The 17,444-nt window shown below is 73.4% G+C and carries 13 protein-coding genes and 2 rRNA genes (1 of these 15 only partly in view); 2 read left to right on the plus strand and 13 right to left on the minus strand.

Features of this window, described 5'->3' with window-relative positions:
* Nucleotides 1-993 carry an LLM class F420-dependent oxidoreductase gene (locus tag AD017_RS00975; RefSeq protein WP_010241418.1) on the minus strand — a complete coding sequence of 331 codons (993 nt, stop codon included), beginning with the start codon at nucleotides 991-993 and terminating at the stop codon, nucleotides 1-3.
* Nucleotides 994-1,102: 109 nt separating this feature from the next.
* On the opposite strand from AD017_RS00975, the gene AD017_RS00980 reads away from it, so the two are divergent.
* Nucleotides 1,103-2,092: a DUF1707 domain-containing protein gene (locus AD017_RS00980; protein WP_060572326.1), complete on the plus strand. Its 990-nt coding sequence runs from the start codon at nucleotides 1,103-1,105 to the stop codon at nucleotides 2,090-2,092.
* Between the two features lie 15 nt (nucleotides 2,093-2,107).
* Here the strand turns inward: AD017_RS00980 and AD017_RS00985 are convergent, their stop codons facing one another.
* The 10 genes from AD017_RS00985 to AD017_RS01030 form a co-directional block, all read right to left on the minus strand.
* On the minus strand, nucleotides 2,108-2,746 hold the full coding sequence (locus AD017_RS00985; RefSeq protein ID WP_010241415.1) for an NUDIX hydrolase: 639 nt from the start codon (nucleotides 2,744-2,746) through the stop codon (nucleotides 2,108-2,110).
* A 323-nt stretch (nucleotides 2,747-3,069) separates the two neighbouring features.
* Nucleotides 3,070-4,845, minus strand: coding sequence for a CTP synthase (locus tag AD017_RS00990; RefSeq protein ID WP_075294904.1), 1,776 nt, complete (start codon nucleotides 4,843-4,845; stop codon nucleotides 3,070-3,072).
* Nucleotides 4,846-4,869: 24 nt separating this feature from the next.
* Nucleotides 4,870-5,787, minus strand: a complete 918-nt coding sequence (locus AD017_RS00995; protein ID WP_060572330.1) for a copper transporter — start codon at nucleotides 5,785-5,787, stop codon at nucleotides 4,870-4,872.
* Nucleotides 5,784-6,959 (minus strand): putative cytokinetic ring protein SteA, encoded by a 1,176-nt coding sequence (steA, locus tag AD017_RS01000; protein ID WP_029239821.1) that lies wholly within the window; start codon nucleotides 6,957-6,959, stop codon nucleotides 5,784-5,786. The genes AD017_RS00995 and steA overlap by 4 nt, the downstream gene beginning before the upstream one ends.
* 130 nt (nucleotides 6,960-7,089) lie before the next feature.
* The gene (gene recN / locus AD017_RS01005) at nucleotides 7,090-8,934 is read right to left on the minus strand and encodes a DNA repair protein RecN (protein ID WP_060576168.1); all 1,845 of its coding nucleotides are present in this window, start codon (nucleotides 8,932-8,934) and stop codon (nucleotides 7,090-7,092) included.
* 100 nt (nucleotides 8,935-9,034) lie between these two features.
* Nucleotides 9,035-9,946 (minus strand): NAD kinase, encoded by a 912-nt coding sequence (locus AD017_RS01010; protein ID WP_010226916.1) that lies wholly within the window; start codon nucleotides 9,944-9,946, stop codon nucleotides 9,035-9,037.
* The gene (locus AD017_RS01015; RefSeq protein ID WP_060572332.1) at nucleotides 9,943-10,767 is read right to left on the minus strand and encodes a TlyA family RNA methyltransferase; all 825 of its coding nucleotides are present in this window, start codon (nucleotides 10,765-10,767) and stop codon (nucleotides 9,943-9,945) included. The genes AD017_RS01010 and AD017_RS01015 overlap by 4 nt, the downstream gene beginning before the upstream one ends.
* 2 nt (nucleotides 10,768-10,769) lie before the next feature.
* Complete coding sequence (locus AD017_RS01020) at nucleotides 10,770-10,976, minus strand: hypothetical protein (protein ID WP_010226912.1); 207 nt, start codon at nucleotides 10,974-10,976, stop codon at nucleotides 10,770-10,772.
* 266 nt (nucleotides 10,977-11,242) lie between these two features.
* Nucleotides 11,243-12,262 (minus strand): HAD hydrolase-like protein, encoded by a 1,020-nt coding sequence (locus tag AD017_RS01025; RefSeq protein ID WP_060572334.1) that lies wholly within the window; start codon nucleotides 12,260-12,262, stop codon nucleotides 11,243-11,245.
* Nucleotides 12,259-13,638 carry a lipopolysaccharide assembly protein LapB gene (locus AD017_RS01030; protein ID WP_082539050.1) on the minus strand — a complete coding sequence of 460 codons (1,380 nt, stop codon included), beginning with the start codon at nucleotides 13,636-13,638 and terminating at the stop codon, nucleotides 12,259-12,261. The genes AD017_RS01025 and AD017_RS01030 overlap by 4 nt, the downstream gene beginning before the upstream one ends.
* A 165-nt stretch (nucleotides 13,639-13,803) precedes the next feature.
* Here AD017_RS01030 and AD017_RS33150 point away from each other — a divergent pair, with 165 nt between their 5' ends.
* A complete protein-coding gene (locus AD017_RS33150) occupies nucleotides 13,804-15,468 on the plus strand; it encodes a hypothetical protein (protein ID WP_082539051.1) in 1,665 nt (554 codons plus the stop codon).
* Nucleotide 15,469: 1 nt separating this feature from the next.
* Here AD017_RS33150 and rrf read toward each other — a convergent pair.
* Nucleotides 15,470-15,586, minus strand: a 5S ribosomal RNA gene (rrf, locus tag AD017_RS01035).
* A 134-nt stretch (nucleotides 15,587-15,720) separates the two neighbouring features.
* Nucleotides 15,721-17,444, minus strand: a 23S ribosomal RNA gene (locus tag AD017_RS01040) (it continues 1,379 nt past the right edge of the window).

Here is a 17,444-nt window from a genome sequence, read left to right on the forward strand (position 1 = left end):
TCAGCCCCGCAGTGCCGGCACGACCTCGCGCTCGAACAGCTCGATGCCGGACCGGTCGTAGGCGGCCTCCGGGAAGTAGAAGATGCCGTAGCTCATGCCCTCGTCCTGCAGGGCGGAGAGCTTCTCGACGATCTGCTCCGGGGTCCCGACGCCGGGCAGCCCGCGGAACGCGCCCAGCGCGCCCTCGGCCTTCTCCGCGCCGACGATCGGCTCGAGCCGGGCCCGGAGCTGCTGCAGCCGGTCCTCGACCTCCGCCTCGGTGGTGCCGATCGCGACGTTGTAGTTCGCCGACCGGACGATCGCGTCGTAGTCGGTGCCGAGCTCGGCGCAGTGCCCGGCCAGCACCGACGACTTGTGCCGGAAGCCCTCGAGCGTGCCGTCGAAGTTGGTGTACTGCGCGTAGCGTGCCGCGATCTTCAGCGTGACCTTCTCACCGCCACCGGCGATCCAGAGCGGGATGCCGCCGTCCTGCAGCGGGCGGGGCGCGACGATGGCGCCGTCGACCTGGTAGTGCCTGCCGTCGAGGGTGGCCCGGCCGTCCCGCCACGCCTGCGCGAAGATCTGCACGCCCTCGTCGAGCATCCCGAGCCGCTCACCCGGCCGCGGGAAGCCGTAGCCGTAGGCGCGCCACTCGTGCTCGTACCAGCCGCCGCCGATGCCCATCTCGACCCGGCCCTTCGAGATCACGTCGGTCGTCGCGGCGACCTTCGCCAGGTAGGCGGGGTTGCGGTAGGCCATGCAGGTGCACATCTGGCCGAGCCGGACCCGATCGGTCGTCGCGGCGAACGCCGCCATCAGGCTCCAGGCCTCGTGGCAGGCCTCGTCGGTCGGCTCCGGGACGGTGTGGAAGTGGTCGTAGACCCACACCGACTCCCAGGTGTCGCCGCGGTCGGCGTACTCGGCGAGCCCGCGCATCACGTCCCACTGTGCGGTGGGATCGATGCCGACGAGATCGAGCCGCCAGCCCTGGGGAACGAAGAGTCCGAATCGCATTCCCCGAGCCTAGGGCGACGGGCCGCCGCCGTCCGTCACGCCACGGTGTGGCGGGTCGCCCGGCGCGGAACGTCGCCGGTGGACGGTCCGGGCGGATACCGTCGCGTCCATGAGCACGCGACCGATCGGCTACGCCGAGCAGGAGGACGCGGTGCGGGCCCTGTCCCGGCACTACACGGGCGGACGACTGGACGTCGACGCGTTCGACGACCGGGTCCGGCGGGCCCGCGCGGCGACGACGGTCGCGGACCTCGCACCGCTGTTCGGCGACCTGCCCGAGCCGCACCCGGACGCCCTGCGGGACACCGGCGGCGCGAGCGGTGCGTCCACCGACGGCACCCCGACGGATACCGGCAGCCCGGACCGCGCCGGAGACGGAGACACCGGCACCGGGGGCGCGGAGGCGACCGCCCGCATCCGCCCACCGGATCCGACACTCTCCGCGCCGGCGGAGCCGGACCCGTCCGGTCACCCCGCCGCGGGCCCCTACCCCGACTCCTCCCCGACGACGGGGCAGCCGCACCCGGGCTCGCCGTGGTCGGCGTACGACGACTCCCCGGCCCACGGCGGCGACGCGTACGGCGCACCGGGCGGCCCTGCCGGCCCGGCCGGACCCGGGTACGGAGCTCCGGGGTACGGGCCCCCCGGTCCGGACACCCCGGGGTACGGCGCGGGTTACGGAGCCGGCTTCGAGGGCGGCTGGGGAGCCGCGGGATACCAGCCCGGCTACGGCCCCGGGCCCGGGCAGGCGCCGGGAGCTCCCGGGTGGGCGCCGGGCCCGGGCGGACCGGCATACCCGCCGCACGCGGGCCCGCCCGCCTACGGCCCCTACGGCTACGACCCGGCCGCACCGTTCGGCCGCGAGGCCTGGTCCGGGCGGCCGTACTCGGACAAGCAGAAGATCGTCGCCGGGTTGCTGCAGCTGTTCCTGCCGTTCGGGATCGGCCGCTTCTACTCCGGCCACACCGGGCTCGCGATCGCCCAGCTGCTCGTCATGATCTTCACGTTCGGGCTGGGCGCGATCTGGAGCTTCATCGACGGGATCGTGATCCTCGCGGGCAGCCCCACCGATCCCGACGGCAGGCCGTTGCGGCCGTAGCCGCGGTGCCGGTCGTCAGTCGTCGCCGTCGCGGCGGCGGGCGAAACGCTCCGGCCGGTCGGTCCACGCGGTGCCGGGCGGCCGGGGTTCGAACTCGCCCGCCAGCACCGAGCGGGCGGCAAGCAGCCCGGCGCAGGACACCGCGTTGACGATCTCGCCGGAGAACACCATCCCGACGGCGTCCTCCAGTGCGATCCAGCGCAGCTCGAGATCGGCCTCCTCGTCGTCGCCCAGGTCGGGGCGCGGCTTCTCGACGAGGTCGCGGGCCAGGAAGATCCGCACGGACTCGTCGGAGAACCCGGGCGACGGGACGACGTCGAGCAGCACCGACCAGTCCGACGCCGTCAGCCCGGCCTCCTCGGTCAGCTCCCGGTCGGCGGTGACGGCGGGGTCCTCGCCGGCCACGTCGAGCAGGCCCGCGGGCAGCTCCCACAGCCGTCGTCGCACGGCGTGCCGGTACTGGTGCAGCATCCGCACCCGGCGGTGCTCGTCGACGGCGACGATCGCGACCGCACCGGGGTGCTCCAGGATCTCCCGGGTCGCGACACGGCCACCGGGCATCACGACCCGGTCGGAGCGCAACGCCATGACCCGGCCCGAGTAGATGTCGGTGGCCGAACGGACCGGGAAGTCGTGCTCGCCGGGGCGGGTCACCGGGACACCGCCGCGCGCACGGGTGCGGGAACGCTGAACGAGACGATCACGCCTCGCACAGTAGTGGCCGGGCGGCGCCTCCCGCGCTCCCGACGACGGCGGCCGGCGACGCGCACCGCCCGGCGGTCCCCGGCACGCGCCGGATGGGTAGCGGCTCGCCCGGCCCGGTGCGGCAGCCGCACCCGGCCGTCCGGCGCGAGTCGGCCCGGCACGCGGGTCGTGGCCCGGACCGCCCGACACGGCCGACGGGGACGCGGGCGGCGCCCGGAGACACGAACGGCGGCCGTCCCCGGACCGGGACGGCCGCCGTCGGCGCGGGTGGATCAGCTGCCGGGCGTGCTCTCCGCCGGCACGGAGCCGTTGGTTCCGGTGGAACCGGCCGGCTCGTCGCCCTCGACCAGCTCGGCGTCGTCGTCGCCGTTGGCGCGGCCGGGCAGCCGGACCGGCAGCCGGTCCTCGGCGCGGTACCGCAGCGCAGCCTTCACGAACGCCGCGAACAGCGGGTGCGGCCGCGTGGGACGGCTCTTCAGCTCGGGGTGCGCCTGGGTACCGACGAAGAACGGGTGCTGCGACGCCGGCAGCTCCACGAACTCGACGAGTGTGCCGTCCGGCGACGTGCCGAACACGAGGCCGGCGTCGGCGAGCTGCTGCCGGTAGGCGTTGTTGACCTCGAACCGGTGCCGGTGGCGCTCGGAGATCTCCCGCGCCCCGTAGGCCTTGGCCGCCACGGAGCCGGGCTGCAGCACCGCCGGGTAGGCGCCCAGCCGCATGGTGCCGCCCATGTCCCGCTCCCCCGCGACGACGTCGCGCTGGGTCGCCATCGTCGAGATCACCGGGTGCTCGGTGTCCGGGTCGAACTCCGAGGAGCTCGCCCCGTCGAGCCCGGCGATGCTGCGCGCCGCCTCGATCACCATGCACTGCAGGCCGAGACACAGTCCCAGGGTCGGGATGCCGCGGGTGCGGGCGTGGGTGATCGCCCCGAGCTTGCCCTCGATGCCGCGGATGCCGAAACCGCCGGGCACGAGAACGGCGTCGACGCCGTCGAGCGCCTCGGCCGCGCCGGCCGGCGTCTCGCAGGAGTCCGACGGGACCCAGCGGACGGCGACCTTCGCGTGGTGGGCGAACCCGCCGGCACGCAGCGCCTCGGTGACCGACAGGTACGCGTCGGGCAGGTCCACGTACTTCCCGACGAGCGCGATCGTCGCGGTCTCCTGCGGGTGGTGCACACGCTCCAGCAGGTCGCCCCAGACGGTCCAGTCGACGTCGCGGAACGGCAGGCCGAGCCGGCGCACGACGTAGGCGTCGAGGCCCTCGCCGTGCAGCACCTTCGGGATGTCGTAGATCGACGGGGCGTCGGCGCACGCCGCGACGCCGTCGAGCTCGACGTCGCACATCAGCGAGATCTTGCGCTTCATCGCCCCCGGGATCTCCCGGTCGGCCCGGAGCACGAGCGCGTCCGGCTGGATACCGATGTTGCGCAGCGCGGCGACGGAGTGCTGGGTCGGCTTCGTCTTCAGCTCGCCCGACGGCGCCAGGTACGGCACCAGCGAGACGTGCAGGAAGAAGCAGTTGTCCCGGCCGACCTCGTGCCGCACCTGGCGGGCGGCCTCGACGAACGGCAGCGACTCGATGTCGCCGATGGTGCCGCCGACCTCGGTGATCACGACGTCCGGCGCGATGCCCTCCGCGTCGGGCTCCGCCATCGCGAGGACGCGGTCCTTGATCTCGTTCGTGATGTGCGGGATGACCTGCACGGTGTCGCCCAGGTACTCGCCGCGGCGCTCCTTGGCGATCACCTCGGAGTACACCTGGCCGGTGGTGACGTTGGCCCGGCCCTGCAGGTCGCGATCCAGGAAGCGCTCGTAGTGACCGACGTCGAGGTCGGTCTCCGCACCGTCCTCGGTCACGAAGACCTCGCCGTGCTGGAACGGGTTCATCGTTCCGGGATCGACGTTGAGGTACGGGTCGAGCTTCTGCATGGTGACGCGGAGCCCGCGAGCGGTGAGCAGTTGGCCCAGGCTCGAAGCGGTGAGGCCCTTACCCAGCGAGGATGCGACCCCACCGGTGACGAACAGATGACGGGTGGCGCGAGTCTGCACGGAGCTTCAGCCTACCGATCGCGCTCAGAGGGTCGGAACCGGGCCCGTGGAACCCGCGCCGGAGCCGTACTGACCGGCCCGTCCGGCGTTGCGCTCGGCGAGCGCGAGGACGGTCGCGACCCGGCCTGCCGAGGTGCCGACGCCGTCGACGGTCGACGGTCCGGGTCCCTGGCCGGCGTCCGCGCGGACGGCCCCCACGGCCGACGACGGGCCGGCGTCCCGTCCGGCGAGCACCGCCCCGGCGCCGCGGCGGTCCAGCTCGTCGGCGAGCCCGGCGGCGGTCGCCGCGGACCCCGCGGCGTCGACACCGCCGAACGCGCCGCCGGTGACGACGACGGCGAGCCGCCCGGCGGACAGCTCCCCCTCCGGCGTCTCGGCGAAGCCACCCCCGGCGAGCCCGGCGACGACCGCACCGGCCTGCTGCGGGTCCGGCGCGGCCCCGCCCTGCGGGGCGAGCAGCGCGGAGCCGAGCAGGCCACCGGCGAGCGCTCCGGCGTCCGACGACGCCGGCAGCTGCGCCCCGGCGGGCAGCAGCCGCGCGGACAGGTCCCGCAGCTGGTCGGCGCGGGCCGGGTCGGTGACCGCCGGGGTGAGCACGACCTCGCCCGCGACGCTGCCACCGGCGGTGGTGATCAGCTCGGCGACGGCGCGCGTGTCGGCCGGGTCGGCCCCGAGCGCGACGACGGTGACGGGAACCCCGGCGAGCTTCTCCCTGACCAGCCCGGGCGCGGTGCGCGCGGTGAACTCGTCGCTCGCCCGCTGCTGCGCCGCGAGCGTGTCCCGCTCGGTGCGCAGCTGGTCGATCTCACCGGTGCCGGTGGTCGACGCGACCGTGCTCGCGATCCGCTGCGGCAGCCCGACGGTCGCGACGGCGACCCCGGCGGCCAGTGCCAGCACGAAGACGGCGACCAGGGCGATCCGGTGGTAGCGCCGCGAGATCACGCCGGGAACCAGGACCGCACGGTCTCGACCAGCCCACCGGCCCACTCCAGCACCGCGGGCCCGGCGCCGGAGACGAGCACCGCCACCACGACGGCGACGAGTGCCGCGGCGATCAGCAGGAGCAGCGGCGCGAACGACGTCCGGCTCCGGTACATCTGCGCGATCATCTCGCCGTCGACGACCGACCCGCCTGCCTGCAGCCGGGTCAGGAACGTCGACGCGTTGCTGCCGGACCGGCCGCGGTCGAGGAACTCCGCCATCGACGCCGACAGCCCCACGGTGACGATCATGCTGGCGCCACGGTGGTGCGCCAGCAGCAGCGCGAGGTCCTCCGGGTTGGCCATCGACGGGAAGGTGACCGCACTCGCGCCGAGGTCCTGCACGCGGTGCAGACCGGGGGCGTGCCCGTCCGGGAAGGCCGGCACGACGACGTCGGCCCCGCTGGTCAGCGCCTGGTTCGACACCTCCGACGGGTCGGCGACGATCAGGTCGGGCCGGTACTTCGCGTTGACCAGCGCGTCCGCACCGGCACCGACGCCGACCAGCACCGGCCGGTACTCCTTGATGTAGGCCCGCAGCCGCTTCAGCACCCCCGCGTACTCGAAACCGGCGGCGACGACGAGCACGGGGCGCCCGTCGAGCGCGATGTCGATCTCCGGGACCCCGTGGCCGTCGAGGAGCAGGGACCGCTCACGGCGCATGAACTCGGTGGTGTTCGCGGCGAACGCCTCGAGCTGGTGGGTGAGCCCCTGCTTGGCCTCGTCGAGGGCGTCGGCGACGGTGTCCTCGGTCTGTTCGCGGCCCTCGCCGAGCGGCTGCTCCCCGGAGTACAGGACTCCCTCGTGGAGCCGGACCTTCGCGCCGTCCTTGACCGAACGCATGATCTCGGTGCCGCAGTCGTCGACGAGCGGGACCCCGGCCTCGACCAGCACCTGGGGGCCCAGGTTCGGGAACCGGCCGGAGATCGACGGCGACGCGTTGACGACCGCCGCGACCCGCGCGGCCACCAGTGCGTCGGCGGTGGCGCGGTCGAGGTCGACCTGGTCGAGGACGACGATGTCACCGGGCCGGAGCCGGCGCAGCAGGGCTTCGGTACGACGGTCGGTGCGGGCCGGGCCGGTCAGCCCCGGCAGCTCCGGTCGCGTTCGGTGCAGCAGGCCGGACAGCTTCATGGCGGGCACTGTGACACCCGGGAGGCCCGGGACGGTGCAGGCACGCCGCAGCGTGACCACAGTGTCACCGCCCGAGGCACGACGCCCGACCCGCGACGGGACACCCTGTCGCGACGGCGACGCGAGCCCGTCACCCGGCCTGTGCGACCTTCCGGCGCCGGGTGCCGCTCCCGCCGCGTGTCGCGCCGGCCCGCCGCGACCGGGCCTGGGCCAGGTCCGCCGGCTGCTCGGCGGCGCGGTCGGCCTGCCGGTGCGCGGTGGCCGCGGCGAGCAGCTCCTCGGCGTGCGCGCGCCCGGTGTCGGTGTCGTCCATCCCGGCGAGCATGCGGGCCAGCTCCTGGGTCCGCTCCTCCTCGGACAGCCGCGTCACGCTGGAGCGGGTGACACCCTCCTCACCGGAGGCCTTGTGCACCACGAGGTGCCGGTCGGCGTAGGCCGCGACCTGCGGCAGGTGTGTCACGACGATCACCTGGTGGCGGGCGGCCAGCCGGGCGAGGCGGCGCCCGATCTCGACCGCGGCCCGGCCACCGACGCCGGCGTCGACCTCGTCGAAGACCATCGTCGGAACCGGGTCGGAACCGGCCAGTGCGACCTCGAGGGCGAGCATCACCCGGGAGAGCTCACCGCCGGAGGCGCCCTTGTGCAGCGGCTGCGCGCTCGCCCCGGCGTGCGGGACCAGGCGGATCTCCACCTCGTCGACCCCGCCGCTGCCGGCGTGACACTCGCGTCCGCCGACGACGAGGGACGGCCCCCCGTCACCAGCGGGCCGGGGCGCGACACCGACCTGCAGCTGCGCGTCCTTCATGGCCAGCCCGGCGAGTTCGGCGGTCGTCGCCTCGGCGAGCCGCCCGGCCGCCTCGGTGCGTGCCGCGGTGACCTCGGCGGCGTGGCCGGCCAGGTCGCGGGCCAGCTCGTCGCGGCGGCGGGCCAGGTCGGCGAGCGCCTCGTCGGAGGTGTCCAGCCCGGCGAGCCGGTCGCGCGCCGTCGCGGCCCAGTCCAGGACACCGTCGGTGTCGGCCGCGTACTTGCGGGTGAGCGACTTCAGCTCGGCCTGCCGGGCGAGCACCTGGGACAGCCGCTCCGGGTCGGCGTCGAGCCCGTCGAGGTAGACCGACACCTCGGCGGCCGCATCGGCCAGCACGGCGATCGCCTCGGCCAGGCGCGGCCCCAGCCCGGCCAGCGCGGGATCGTCGCTGCCCTCGGCCAGTCCCTTGGCCTGCCCCGCGAGGCCGACCGCCCCGGGGGTCTCGCCGTCGTCGGAGCCGGACAGCGCCATCCGGGTCCCCTCCGCGGCGGAGCGCAGGTCGTCGGCCTCCACCATCCGGCGGGCCTGGTCGACGAGCGCACGGTCCTCACCGGGCTGCGGGTCGACGGAGTCGATCTCGGCGAGGCCGTGCCGCAGCATGTCGGCCTCCTGGGCGAGCCGGCGCGCGTTGTCGCGGCGCTCGGCCAGCTCGGTGACGATCTCCAGCCACTCGGCGCGCACCGCCCGGTAGGCGGCGAGGGGCGTCGCGACCGGGTCACCGGCGAAGCGGTCGAGCAACGCGCGCTGGTCCGAGCCGCGCAGCAGGCGGAGCTGGTCGTTCTGCCCGTGCACGGCGAGCTGGGCCTCGGCGAGACGGCCGAGCACGCCGTTCGGCACCGACCGGCCACCCAGGTGCGCGCGGGACCCCCCGTCGGCGGAGACGGTGCGGGCGGCGATCAGCGTGCCGTCGTCGTCCGCCTCGGCGCCGACCTCCTCGGCCAGCGCGAGCGCACCGGGGGACGCCGTGAACCGCCCCTCCACGACGGCCCGCCGCGCGCCCGCGGACACCCGCGACGACTCGGCGCGACCGCCACCGAGCAGGTTCAGCCCCGTCACCGCCATGGTCTTACCGGCCCCTGTCTCGCCGGTGAGCACGGTCAGGCCCGGGTCGAGCTCCAGGGTCGCGTCGTCGATCACGCCGAGTCCCTGGATCCGCATCTCGGACAACATGCGGGCGACCATACGTTCGAAGACCGACGGGCACCATGCTCGACGCGCCACGAGACCGAACGGATGTTCGCGCGGTCGGCTCCGTGCGCCGAACGGTCGATCAGGTGTTCGATCCCCGGCCGCGCCAGCCGCGGACGGGGAGATCGAACTTCCGGACCAGGCGGTCGGCGAACGGCTGCGCGGCGAGCCGCACCATCCGGACCGGCTCGGTCGCCCGGCTGAGCTCGACCCGGGAGCCGGGCGGCACCGAGACGGTGCGACGGCCGTCGCAGTCGAGGACCGCCGACGGGCCGTCGGCGGACACCTCGATCGCCACCGCGCTGTCCGGTGCGATGACCATCGGCCGGGCGAACAGGGCGTGCGCGTTGCTGGGGACGACGAGCAGCGCCTGCACCTGCGGCCAGATCAGCGGCCCGCCCGCGGAGAAGGCGTAGGCGGTCGACCCGGTCGGCGTCGAGCAGAGCACCCCGTCGCACCCGAACGACGACACCGGCCGGCCGTCGACCTCCAGGACGACCTCCAGGATCCGCCCGCGGGTGTTCTTCTCGACGACGGCCTCGTTCAACGCCCAGGTGCGGCCCAGGACGGTGCCGTTCGACCGGACGACGGCCTCCAGCGTGGTGCGTTCCTCCACCTCGTAGTCGCCGGCGGCGAGCTTCTCCAGGGCCTCGTCGAGGGTGTCCTCCTCGGCCTCGGCGAGGAATCCGACGTGCCCGAGGTTGACGCCGAGCAGCGGCACCCCGGCCGGGCGGGCGAGATCGGCGGCGCGCAGCAGCGTGCCGTCGCCGCCCAGGACGAGCACCGCCTCGGCACCGCGGGCGCACTCCGGACTGCCCGGGACCTGCACCGGGGTGAAGTCCTCCGGCACGTCGGGATCGGCGCCCAGCTCCGCCCACTCGTCGGCGAGCACCCGGACCCGCAGCCCGAGCCGGGCGAGCTCGTTCATGACGTTCAGCGCGGTCTTGCGGTTCGCCGGACGCCCGGTGTGCAGGACGAGCAGGATCTCCCTCATGCCGGCCCTCCCGCGACGGCACCGGTCAGCAGCGGCTCCAGGTCGGGTGCGGTCGTGGCCCCTCCGGCGCCTGGGCGGTGCAGGTGCAGGAAGTACTCGACGTTGCCGGAGGGCCCCGGCAGCGGGCTGGCCGTCGCGTCGAGCACGACCAGCCCCAGGTCGACGGCCGTGGCCGCGACCTCGCGCAACGTCTCGGTCCGCAGCTCCGGGCTGCGCACGACGCCGCCGGACCCGAGCCGCTGCTTCCCCACCTCGAACTGGGGCTTGACCATCGGCAGCAGATCACCGCCGGGCGCGGTGCAGGCGGTCAGTGCGGGCAGGACGGTGCGCAGCGAGATGAAGGAGAGGTCGGCGACGGTCAGGTCCACCGGACCCCCGATCGCGTCCGGCTCGAGCGCGCGGACGTTGGTGCGGTCGTGCACGTGGACGCGCTCGTCGGACTGCAGCCGCCACACCAGCTGGCCGTATCCGACGTCGGCGGCGACCACCTCGCGCGCACCGCGGGTGAGCAGCACGTCGGTGAACCCCCCGGTGGAGGCGCCGGCGTCGAGGCAGCGGAGACCGGCGGGGTCGACGCCGGTGAACGCGTCGAGGGCGCCGAGCAGCTTCTTCGCGCCGCGTGAGGCCCACTCGGGTTCGCCGTCGTCGTCCGGGCGGACGACGACGGGCGCGTCCCGGTCGACGACGGTGGCGGCCTTCCCGGCGGGCATGCCGTTGACCGAGACGCGGCCGGCGGCGATCAGCTCCGCGGCCTGGCCGCGGGAGCGGGCGAGCCGGCGCCGGACCAGCTCGGCGTCCAGGCGGGATCGGGTGGGCGCCACCCTCAGCCCCGCTCCGACCCGGCGGTGAGCGCCCGGCCGAGCGCCGAGTGCACCCGCTCGAACGCCTCCGGGTGCTCGGACACCGGGCGCTCGGCGAGGGAGTCGAGGCCGGCGACGGCCTCGTCGACGTCGGCGCGCAGGTCGGCGACCGGACGCTGCTCCGGCGGACGCGGGTCACCCGGGCGCGGGCCGGGTGTGGGGACGCTCATCGATGATCTCCGGGGACGGGGGACTCGTCGTCACGGTAGCCGACCCCACCGACGGCCGGACGCGACGGCCGACCCGACGGACAGGTCGCGGTCACCGGTGCGCCGGACGGCCTCGGGCGCACCGGCATCCGGTCGCCGCGGCGGCACCGCCCGTGGATCACCGGGCCGCGTCGGCCCGCCCATCGAGCCGCCCGTCGAGGGGTCGCCGGGGCGGTCGTCAGACCACCACTCGTGGCCGGTCCTCGGGCCGACCGTCGATCCGCTCGTCAGTCCGCTCGTCGGTCCGCTCGCCGGTCTGCGAGGCCCAGTTCGTGCAGCACGCCCGCGGCCACGTCTCCGGAGGCGGTGACCCGGTGCGTGCCGTGCTCCCATGCGGCGGCGCAGAGCACCCGGAGCGCGTCCACGACGGGCTCGTCGCCGTGGCCGTCACCGGACAGCACGAGGGCATCGCCGTCGATCTCGGCCCGCCAGCCGTCCCGGGCGCCGGGCACGAGCTCGTCCGGGTGCCGGGTGAGCGCAGCCAGATCGGCCCCGATGTAGGTCGGACGCAGTGCGGGAGGCGCGGCGAGCAGGTCGGCGGCACCGCTGACGCCGGTGAGGACCATCAGCGACGGCGCACCGAGGGCGTTCGCGCCCTCGATGTCGGTGTCGAGCCGGTCGCCGAGCACCAGCGGCCGGTCGGCGTCGCCCTGCCCCTCGCAGAGCAGGCGCGCGCCCGGCTTGCCGGCGACGGCCGGTTCCACACCGGAGGCGTTCCGCACGACCTGCACCATCGAGCCGTTCCCCGGCAGGGGGCCGCGCTCGGTCGGGAGCGTGAGGTCGACGTTCGTCGCGACCCAGAGCGCTCCCGCCCGGATCGCGAGGACGGCCTCGGTCAGCTGCCGCCATCCGGTGTCCGGCGAGTGCCCCTGGACGACGGCGTCGGCCCCCTCCCCCGTGCCGGTCGGCACGAGGCCCCGTTCCCGGACCTCGTCGGCCAGCGCCGGGGTACCGAGGACGAGCACCGTCGCCCCGGACGGCAGGCGTTCGGCCAGCATCGCGGCACCGGCCTGGGCGCTGGTGCGGACGTCCGCCACGCGCGCCGGGAACCCCAGGTCCGCGAGGTGCCCGGCGACGGTCGACGGGCTGCGCGAGGCGTTGTTGGTGACGTACACCGTCGGGACGCCGCGGAGCTCGGCGCTCCGCACGGCCTCCACCGCACCGGGGACCACGTCGGGTCCCCGGTACAGGGTGCCGTCCAGGTCGGCGAGGAGGACGTCGTGCCGGGACAGCAGGTCGTCGGTCACGGCCGGTCCGCCTCGGTGCCGTCCGACGGGCGGTCGTGCTCGTCGGCATCGGAGGTGCCGTCGACCGCGTGGTCGTCGCCTCCCTCGGGGTTGTCGCCGATCCCGGGGCCGTCGCCGATCCCGGGGGCGTCGCCGGCCTCCGGGGAGTCCTCGGCCTCCGCCGCGACGCCGACCTCCGCCGTGTCATCGGCCTCTGCGGTGTCACCGACGTCCGCGGTGTCACCGACCTCCGCAGTGTCACCGACCTGTGCCGCCGGCTCCGAGACGGCCTCGGGCGCCGGGACCGTCGCGTCCTCGACACCGGCATCCTCGGCACCGGGCTCCTCGACGACCTCGTCGACGGGGACGTCCTCCCAGCCGATGGTCATCCCGTCGTCGTCGACGCCGGGGAGCTCGTCCCCGGTGAGCTCGGCGATCCGGGCGGCCGCGTCGGTCTGCCCGTCGATGTCGGCGTCGTGCGCGTGCACGAACCACTGCACGGACTCCGACTCCCGGCCGGCGGCCAGGAGGTTGTCGGCGTAGGCGTAGAACAACCGCGCGCTCCACGGGTCACGCCTCGCGGCGTCGAGCTCCGGCACCTGCAGTCCGACGACGGCAGCGTCCACCTCACCGAGATCGCGCCGCGCTCCGGCGGCGACGATGAGCAGCTCGATCCGCTCCTCGGCCCCGAGATCGCGCGCCTCCGGGCTCCGGGCGAGGTCGATCGCCCGCTCGGGACGGCCGAGTGCCCGCTCGATGTCGGCCATGACGTGGACGTGCCCGGGGCCACCACCCATCCGGCGGGCGGCCCGGAACTCTCCGAGCGCCTCGTTCCACTCACCGGCGTGGTAGGCGACGATCCCGGCGGCCTCCCGGACGACCGCGATACGGGACGCCCGGCGCCGCGCGTACCGCGCGTGCTCGAGCGCCCGCTCCGGGTCCTCGTCGACGAGGACGCCCGCGGCCACCAGGTGCCGCGCCACCGACTCCGCGGTCTCCTTCTGGAGCCCGCGCAGGTCCCGGCGCACGCTGCCGTCGAGGTCCGACGGCGTGATCGACGCGGGGAGGTCGGGCTCGGCCACGAAGGTCCGCTCGGCCGACTCGGGGATCACCCGGCGGCGCTCCTGCCTGCCGTCACGGCCGGCACCCGGCCGGTCGCGGCGATCGCCCGAGCGGTCGTCGCGGCGGCCACGCGGACGGTCGTCCCCGCGCCGGTCGTCCCCGCGCCGGTCGTCCCCGCGCCGGTCGTCCCCGCGCCGCTCGTCACGCGGCCCGCGCGCCGGGCGCTCGGCCCGGTCACGCGCCGGCGGGACGTCGTCGGCGACGTGGTCGTCACGGGTACCGGGCTCCGGACCGCGGGACACGTCGGCACCGTCGTCCGCCCGGACGTCGGTCATCTCGGAGGCAGGCTCCGCGGCCCCGTCGTCCGGTACCCCCGCGACCGCCCGGTAGTCCTCGACGGGCGTGGCGACGGCCTCCTGCTCGACGGCCGGAACGATCGCCGGAGCGGAGTCCGGGACGTCCTCGACGGCAGGAGCCCTCTCCTCGGGCGCAGCCCCGGCGTGGCCACCGAGGTCGCCCTCGGACGGCCGGTCGGCACTGCCGGGCCGAGACGCGGATGCGCGGTCCTCGACGGGACGGTCGTCCCTGTCGGCGGGCCGTGCATCGCGCAGGTCGCGGTCTCCACCGTCGCGGAACGGACGGGCGCCACGGGCGTCGTCGCGATCGCGGGACGGGCGACCACCTCGCTGGTCCCGGTCGTCGCGGCCACGGAACGGACGACCACCACGATCGTCACGTTGGTCGTCGCGGTCACGGGACGGACGGCGGTCCCGGTCGTCCCGGTCGTCCCGGTCGTCCCGGGCGCCGGTCGGCCTGCCGCCACGATCGTCCCGATCGCGGAACGGACGGCCGCCACGGTCGTCGCCGCGGAAGGACCGACCGCCCCGATCGTCGCGGTCACGGGACGGACGGCCGGCACCCCGGTCGTCGCGGTACCCGGACGGACGCCCACCGCGGTCGTCCCGGTCGTCACGGTCCCGGAACGAGCGGCCACCGCGGTCGTCCCGGTCGCCGTACGAGCGCCGACCGCGGTCGTCACGGTCGTCACGGCCGCGGACCGGCCGACCACCGCGGTCCTCGCGGTCACGACCGGGACGCGCGCCACGGTCGTCACGATCACGAGTGGGACGCCCGCCCCGGTCATCACGATCACGGAACGGACGGCCACCGCGGTCGTCCCGGCCTCCCTCGGAGCGGCCCGAGCGGTCGCGGTCGTCACGGGGCCGGTACGACTGCCCGCCACGGTCGTCGTCACGGCCGGTGCCGCGACGGTCGTCGCCGAACGACCGTCCACCGCTGCGGGGGGCACCGCGCCGGTCGTCCCGGTCGCCGCTGTTCCAGCCACCACGATCGTCCCGACGGCCACCTGCGTCGCGACCGGGACGGCCGCCCCGGTCGTCGTCACGGAAGCTTCGACGGCGAGTGTCGTCACCGCCGGAGGGACGCCTGTCGCCGCCGCGGAACGAGTCGCCCCGTCCCCGATCGTCGTACGAACGACCGCCGCGGTCGTCGCGATCGCGATCGGGCCGACGCCCCGCACCGTCACGCTCGCGCGCAGAACGGTCGTCGCGTCCACGGTAGGAGCTACCGCCCCGGTCGCCGGAGAATCGGCCGCCAGAGCCACTCCGGCGGTCACCGGACGGGCGGTCGTCCCGTCCCCGCCGGTCGCCGTCCGAACGGTCGTCGCGCGGTCGTCGGTCGTCGCGCTCGCCACGGCCGGCACCCCGGTCGGGCCTCCCCGACCACGAGCGCCCGCCGTCAGGACGATCGCCGCCCCGGCCACGCGCACCGTCACGGTCGTATCGCGGCCGGTCCCCGCCGCGGTCGTCGCGGCGCGGACGGTCGTCGCCGTCCCGTCGCCGACCGCGGTCCCCGCCGGCGTCGCCGCCCCGTCGCCGGTCGTCGGGACGCGACCACCCGGAGCCGGTACCCGTTCCACGACCGGCCGAGCGCTCGCCCCGCCGACCTTCGTTGCCTCCCCCGCCGTTGCCGGGACGATCCCCGTCCGTCACGTGGTCAGGGTACAAACGAACACCGTCGCTTCCGCGGTCGCCGACCGCACCGGGCGAACCGCTCCACGAACGAGTCGGGAGCGGACGCGCACAAGAAAAAAGGGGAGCCCGCTCGGTGACAGCACCGTTGCGGACTCCCCTTTCAGAGGTTGAATGTCGGCGGCGACCTACTCTCCCACACCCTGTCGAGTGCAGTACCATCGGCGCAGGAAGGCTTAGCTACCGGGTTCGGAATGGGACCGGGCGTTCCCCTACCGCCATAACCACCGACAACACTATCCAATTACATCCCCACACCCCCTCACACCCCACACCACGGTGGGACACAAGAAGACCCAGGAAACAGAGACCACACAACCAACGGGTTGTGGACTCAGGGTCACACAGTGGATGCGAACAACATGTTGTGGCAAGCCCTCGGCCTATTAGTACCGGTCAACTCCACCCCTCACAAGGCTTCCATCTCCGGCCTATCAACCCAGTCATCTACTGGGAGCCTTACCCACTCAAGGTGGTGGGAGACCTCATCTTGGAACAGGCTTCCCGCTTAGATGCCTTCAGCGGTTATCCCTCCCGAACATAGCCAACCAGCCGTGCCCCTGGCGGGACAACTGGCACACCAGAGGTTCGTCCGTCCCGGTCCTCTCGTACTAGGGACAGCCTTCCTCAAGTCTCCAACGCGCGCGGCGGATAGGGACCGAACTGTCTCACGACGTTCTAAACCCAGCTCGCGTACCGCTTTAATGGGCGAACAGCCCAACCCTTGGGACCTACTCCAGCCCCAGGATGCGACGAGCCGACATCGAGGTGCCAAACCATGCCGTCGATATGGACTCTTGGGCAAGATCAGCCTGTTATCCCCGGGGTACCTTTTATCCGTTGAGCGACACCCCTTCCACCAGGAGGTGCCGGATCACTAGTCCCGACTTTCGTCCCTGCTCGACCCGTCAGTCTCACAGTCAAGCTCCCTTGTGCACTTACACTCAACACCTGATTGCCAACCAGGCTGAGGGAACCTTTGGGCGCCTCCGTTACTCTTTAGGAGGCAACCGCCCCAGTTAAACTACCCACCAGGCACTGTCCCTGAACCAGATCATGGCCCGAGGTTCAGACACCCAATTCGACCAGAGTGGTATTTCAACAACGACTCCACCGCCACTAGCGTGACGACTTCACAGTCTCCCACCTATCCTACACAAGCCGAACCGAGCATCAATACCAAGCTATAGTAAAGATCCCGGGGTCTTTCCGTCCTGCCGCGCGTAACGAGCATCTTTACTCGTAATGCAATTTCGCCGAGTCTGTGGTCGAGACAGCGCCCAAGTCGTTACGCCATTCGTGCAGGTCGGAACTTACCCGACAAGGAATTTCGCTACCTTAGGATGGTTATAGTTACCACCGCCGTTTACTGGCGCTTAAATTCTCCGCTTCGCCCCCAAAGGAGCTAACAGGTCCTCTTAACGTTCCAGCACCGGGCAGGCGTCAGTCCGTATACATCGTCTTGCGACTTCGCACGGACCTGTGTTTTTAGTAAACAGTCGCTTGGGCCTGGTCTCTGCGACCACCCACCCCTAGCCCGCAAAGGGGCTTCAAGGCAGATGGCCCTCCTTCTCCCGAAGTTACGGAGGTATTTTGCCGAATTCCTTAACCACAGTTCGCTCGATCGCCTCGGTATTCTCTACCTGACCACCTGTGTCGGTTTGGGGTACGGGCCGCAACAGCACTCGCTAGAGGCTTTTCTCGACAGCATGGGATCACCCTCTTCGCCTCAATCGGCTACGCATCACCTCTCACCCTCAATGAGCCCCGGATTTACCTAGGACTCGGGCTACAGGCTTACACCACGACAACCACCGCGTGGCGGAGCTACCCTCCTGCGTCACCCCATCACTTGCCTACTACCGGATCGGATCCCACGCTCCCCCACAAACAACACTCCCGAAGGAGCGAAGGTGGGTTCGGATGGTTAGCATCACCGGCCCCGGCATGGACGCACTATCACGAGCACGGGAATATCAACCCGTTGTCCATCGACTACGCCTGACGGCCTCGCCTTAGGTCCCGGCTCACCCTGGGCGGAACAACCTGGCCCAGGAACCCTTGGTCATCCGGCGGCAGAGATTCTCACT

Source organism: Pseudonocardia sp. EC080619-01 (assembly GCF_001420995.1).
Lineage (GTDB): Bacteria > Actinomycetota > Actinomycetes > Mycobacteriales > Pseudonocardiaceae > Pseudonocardia.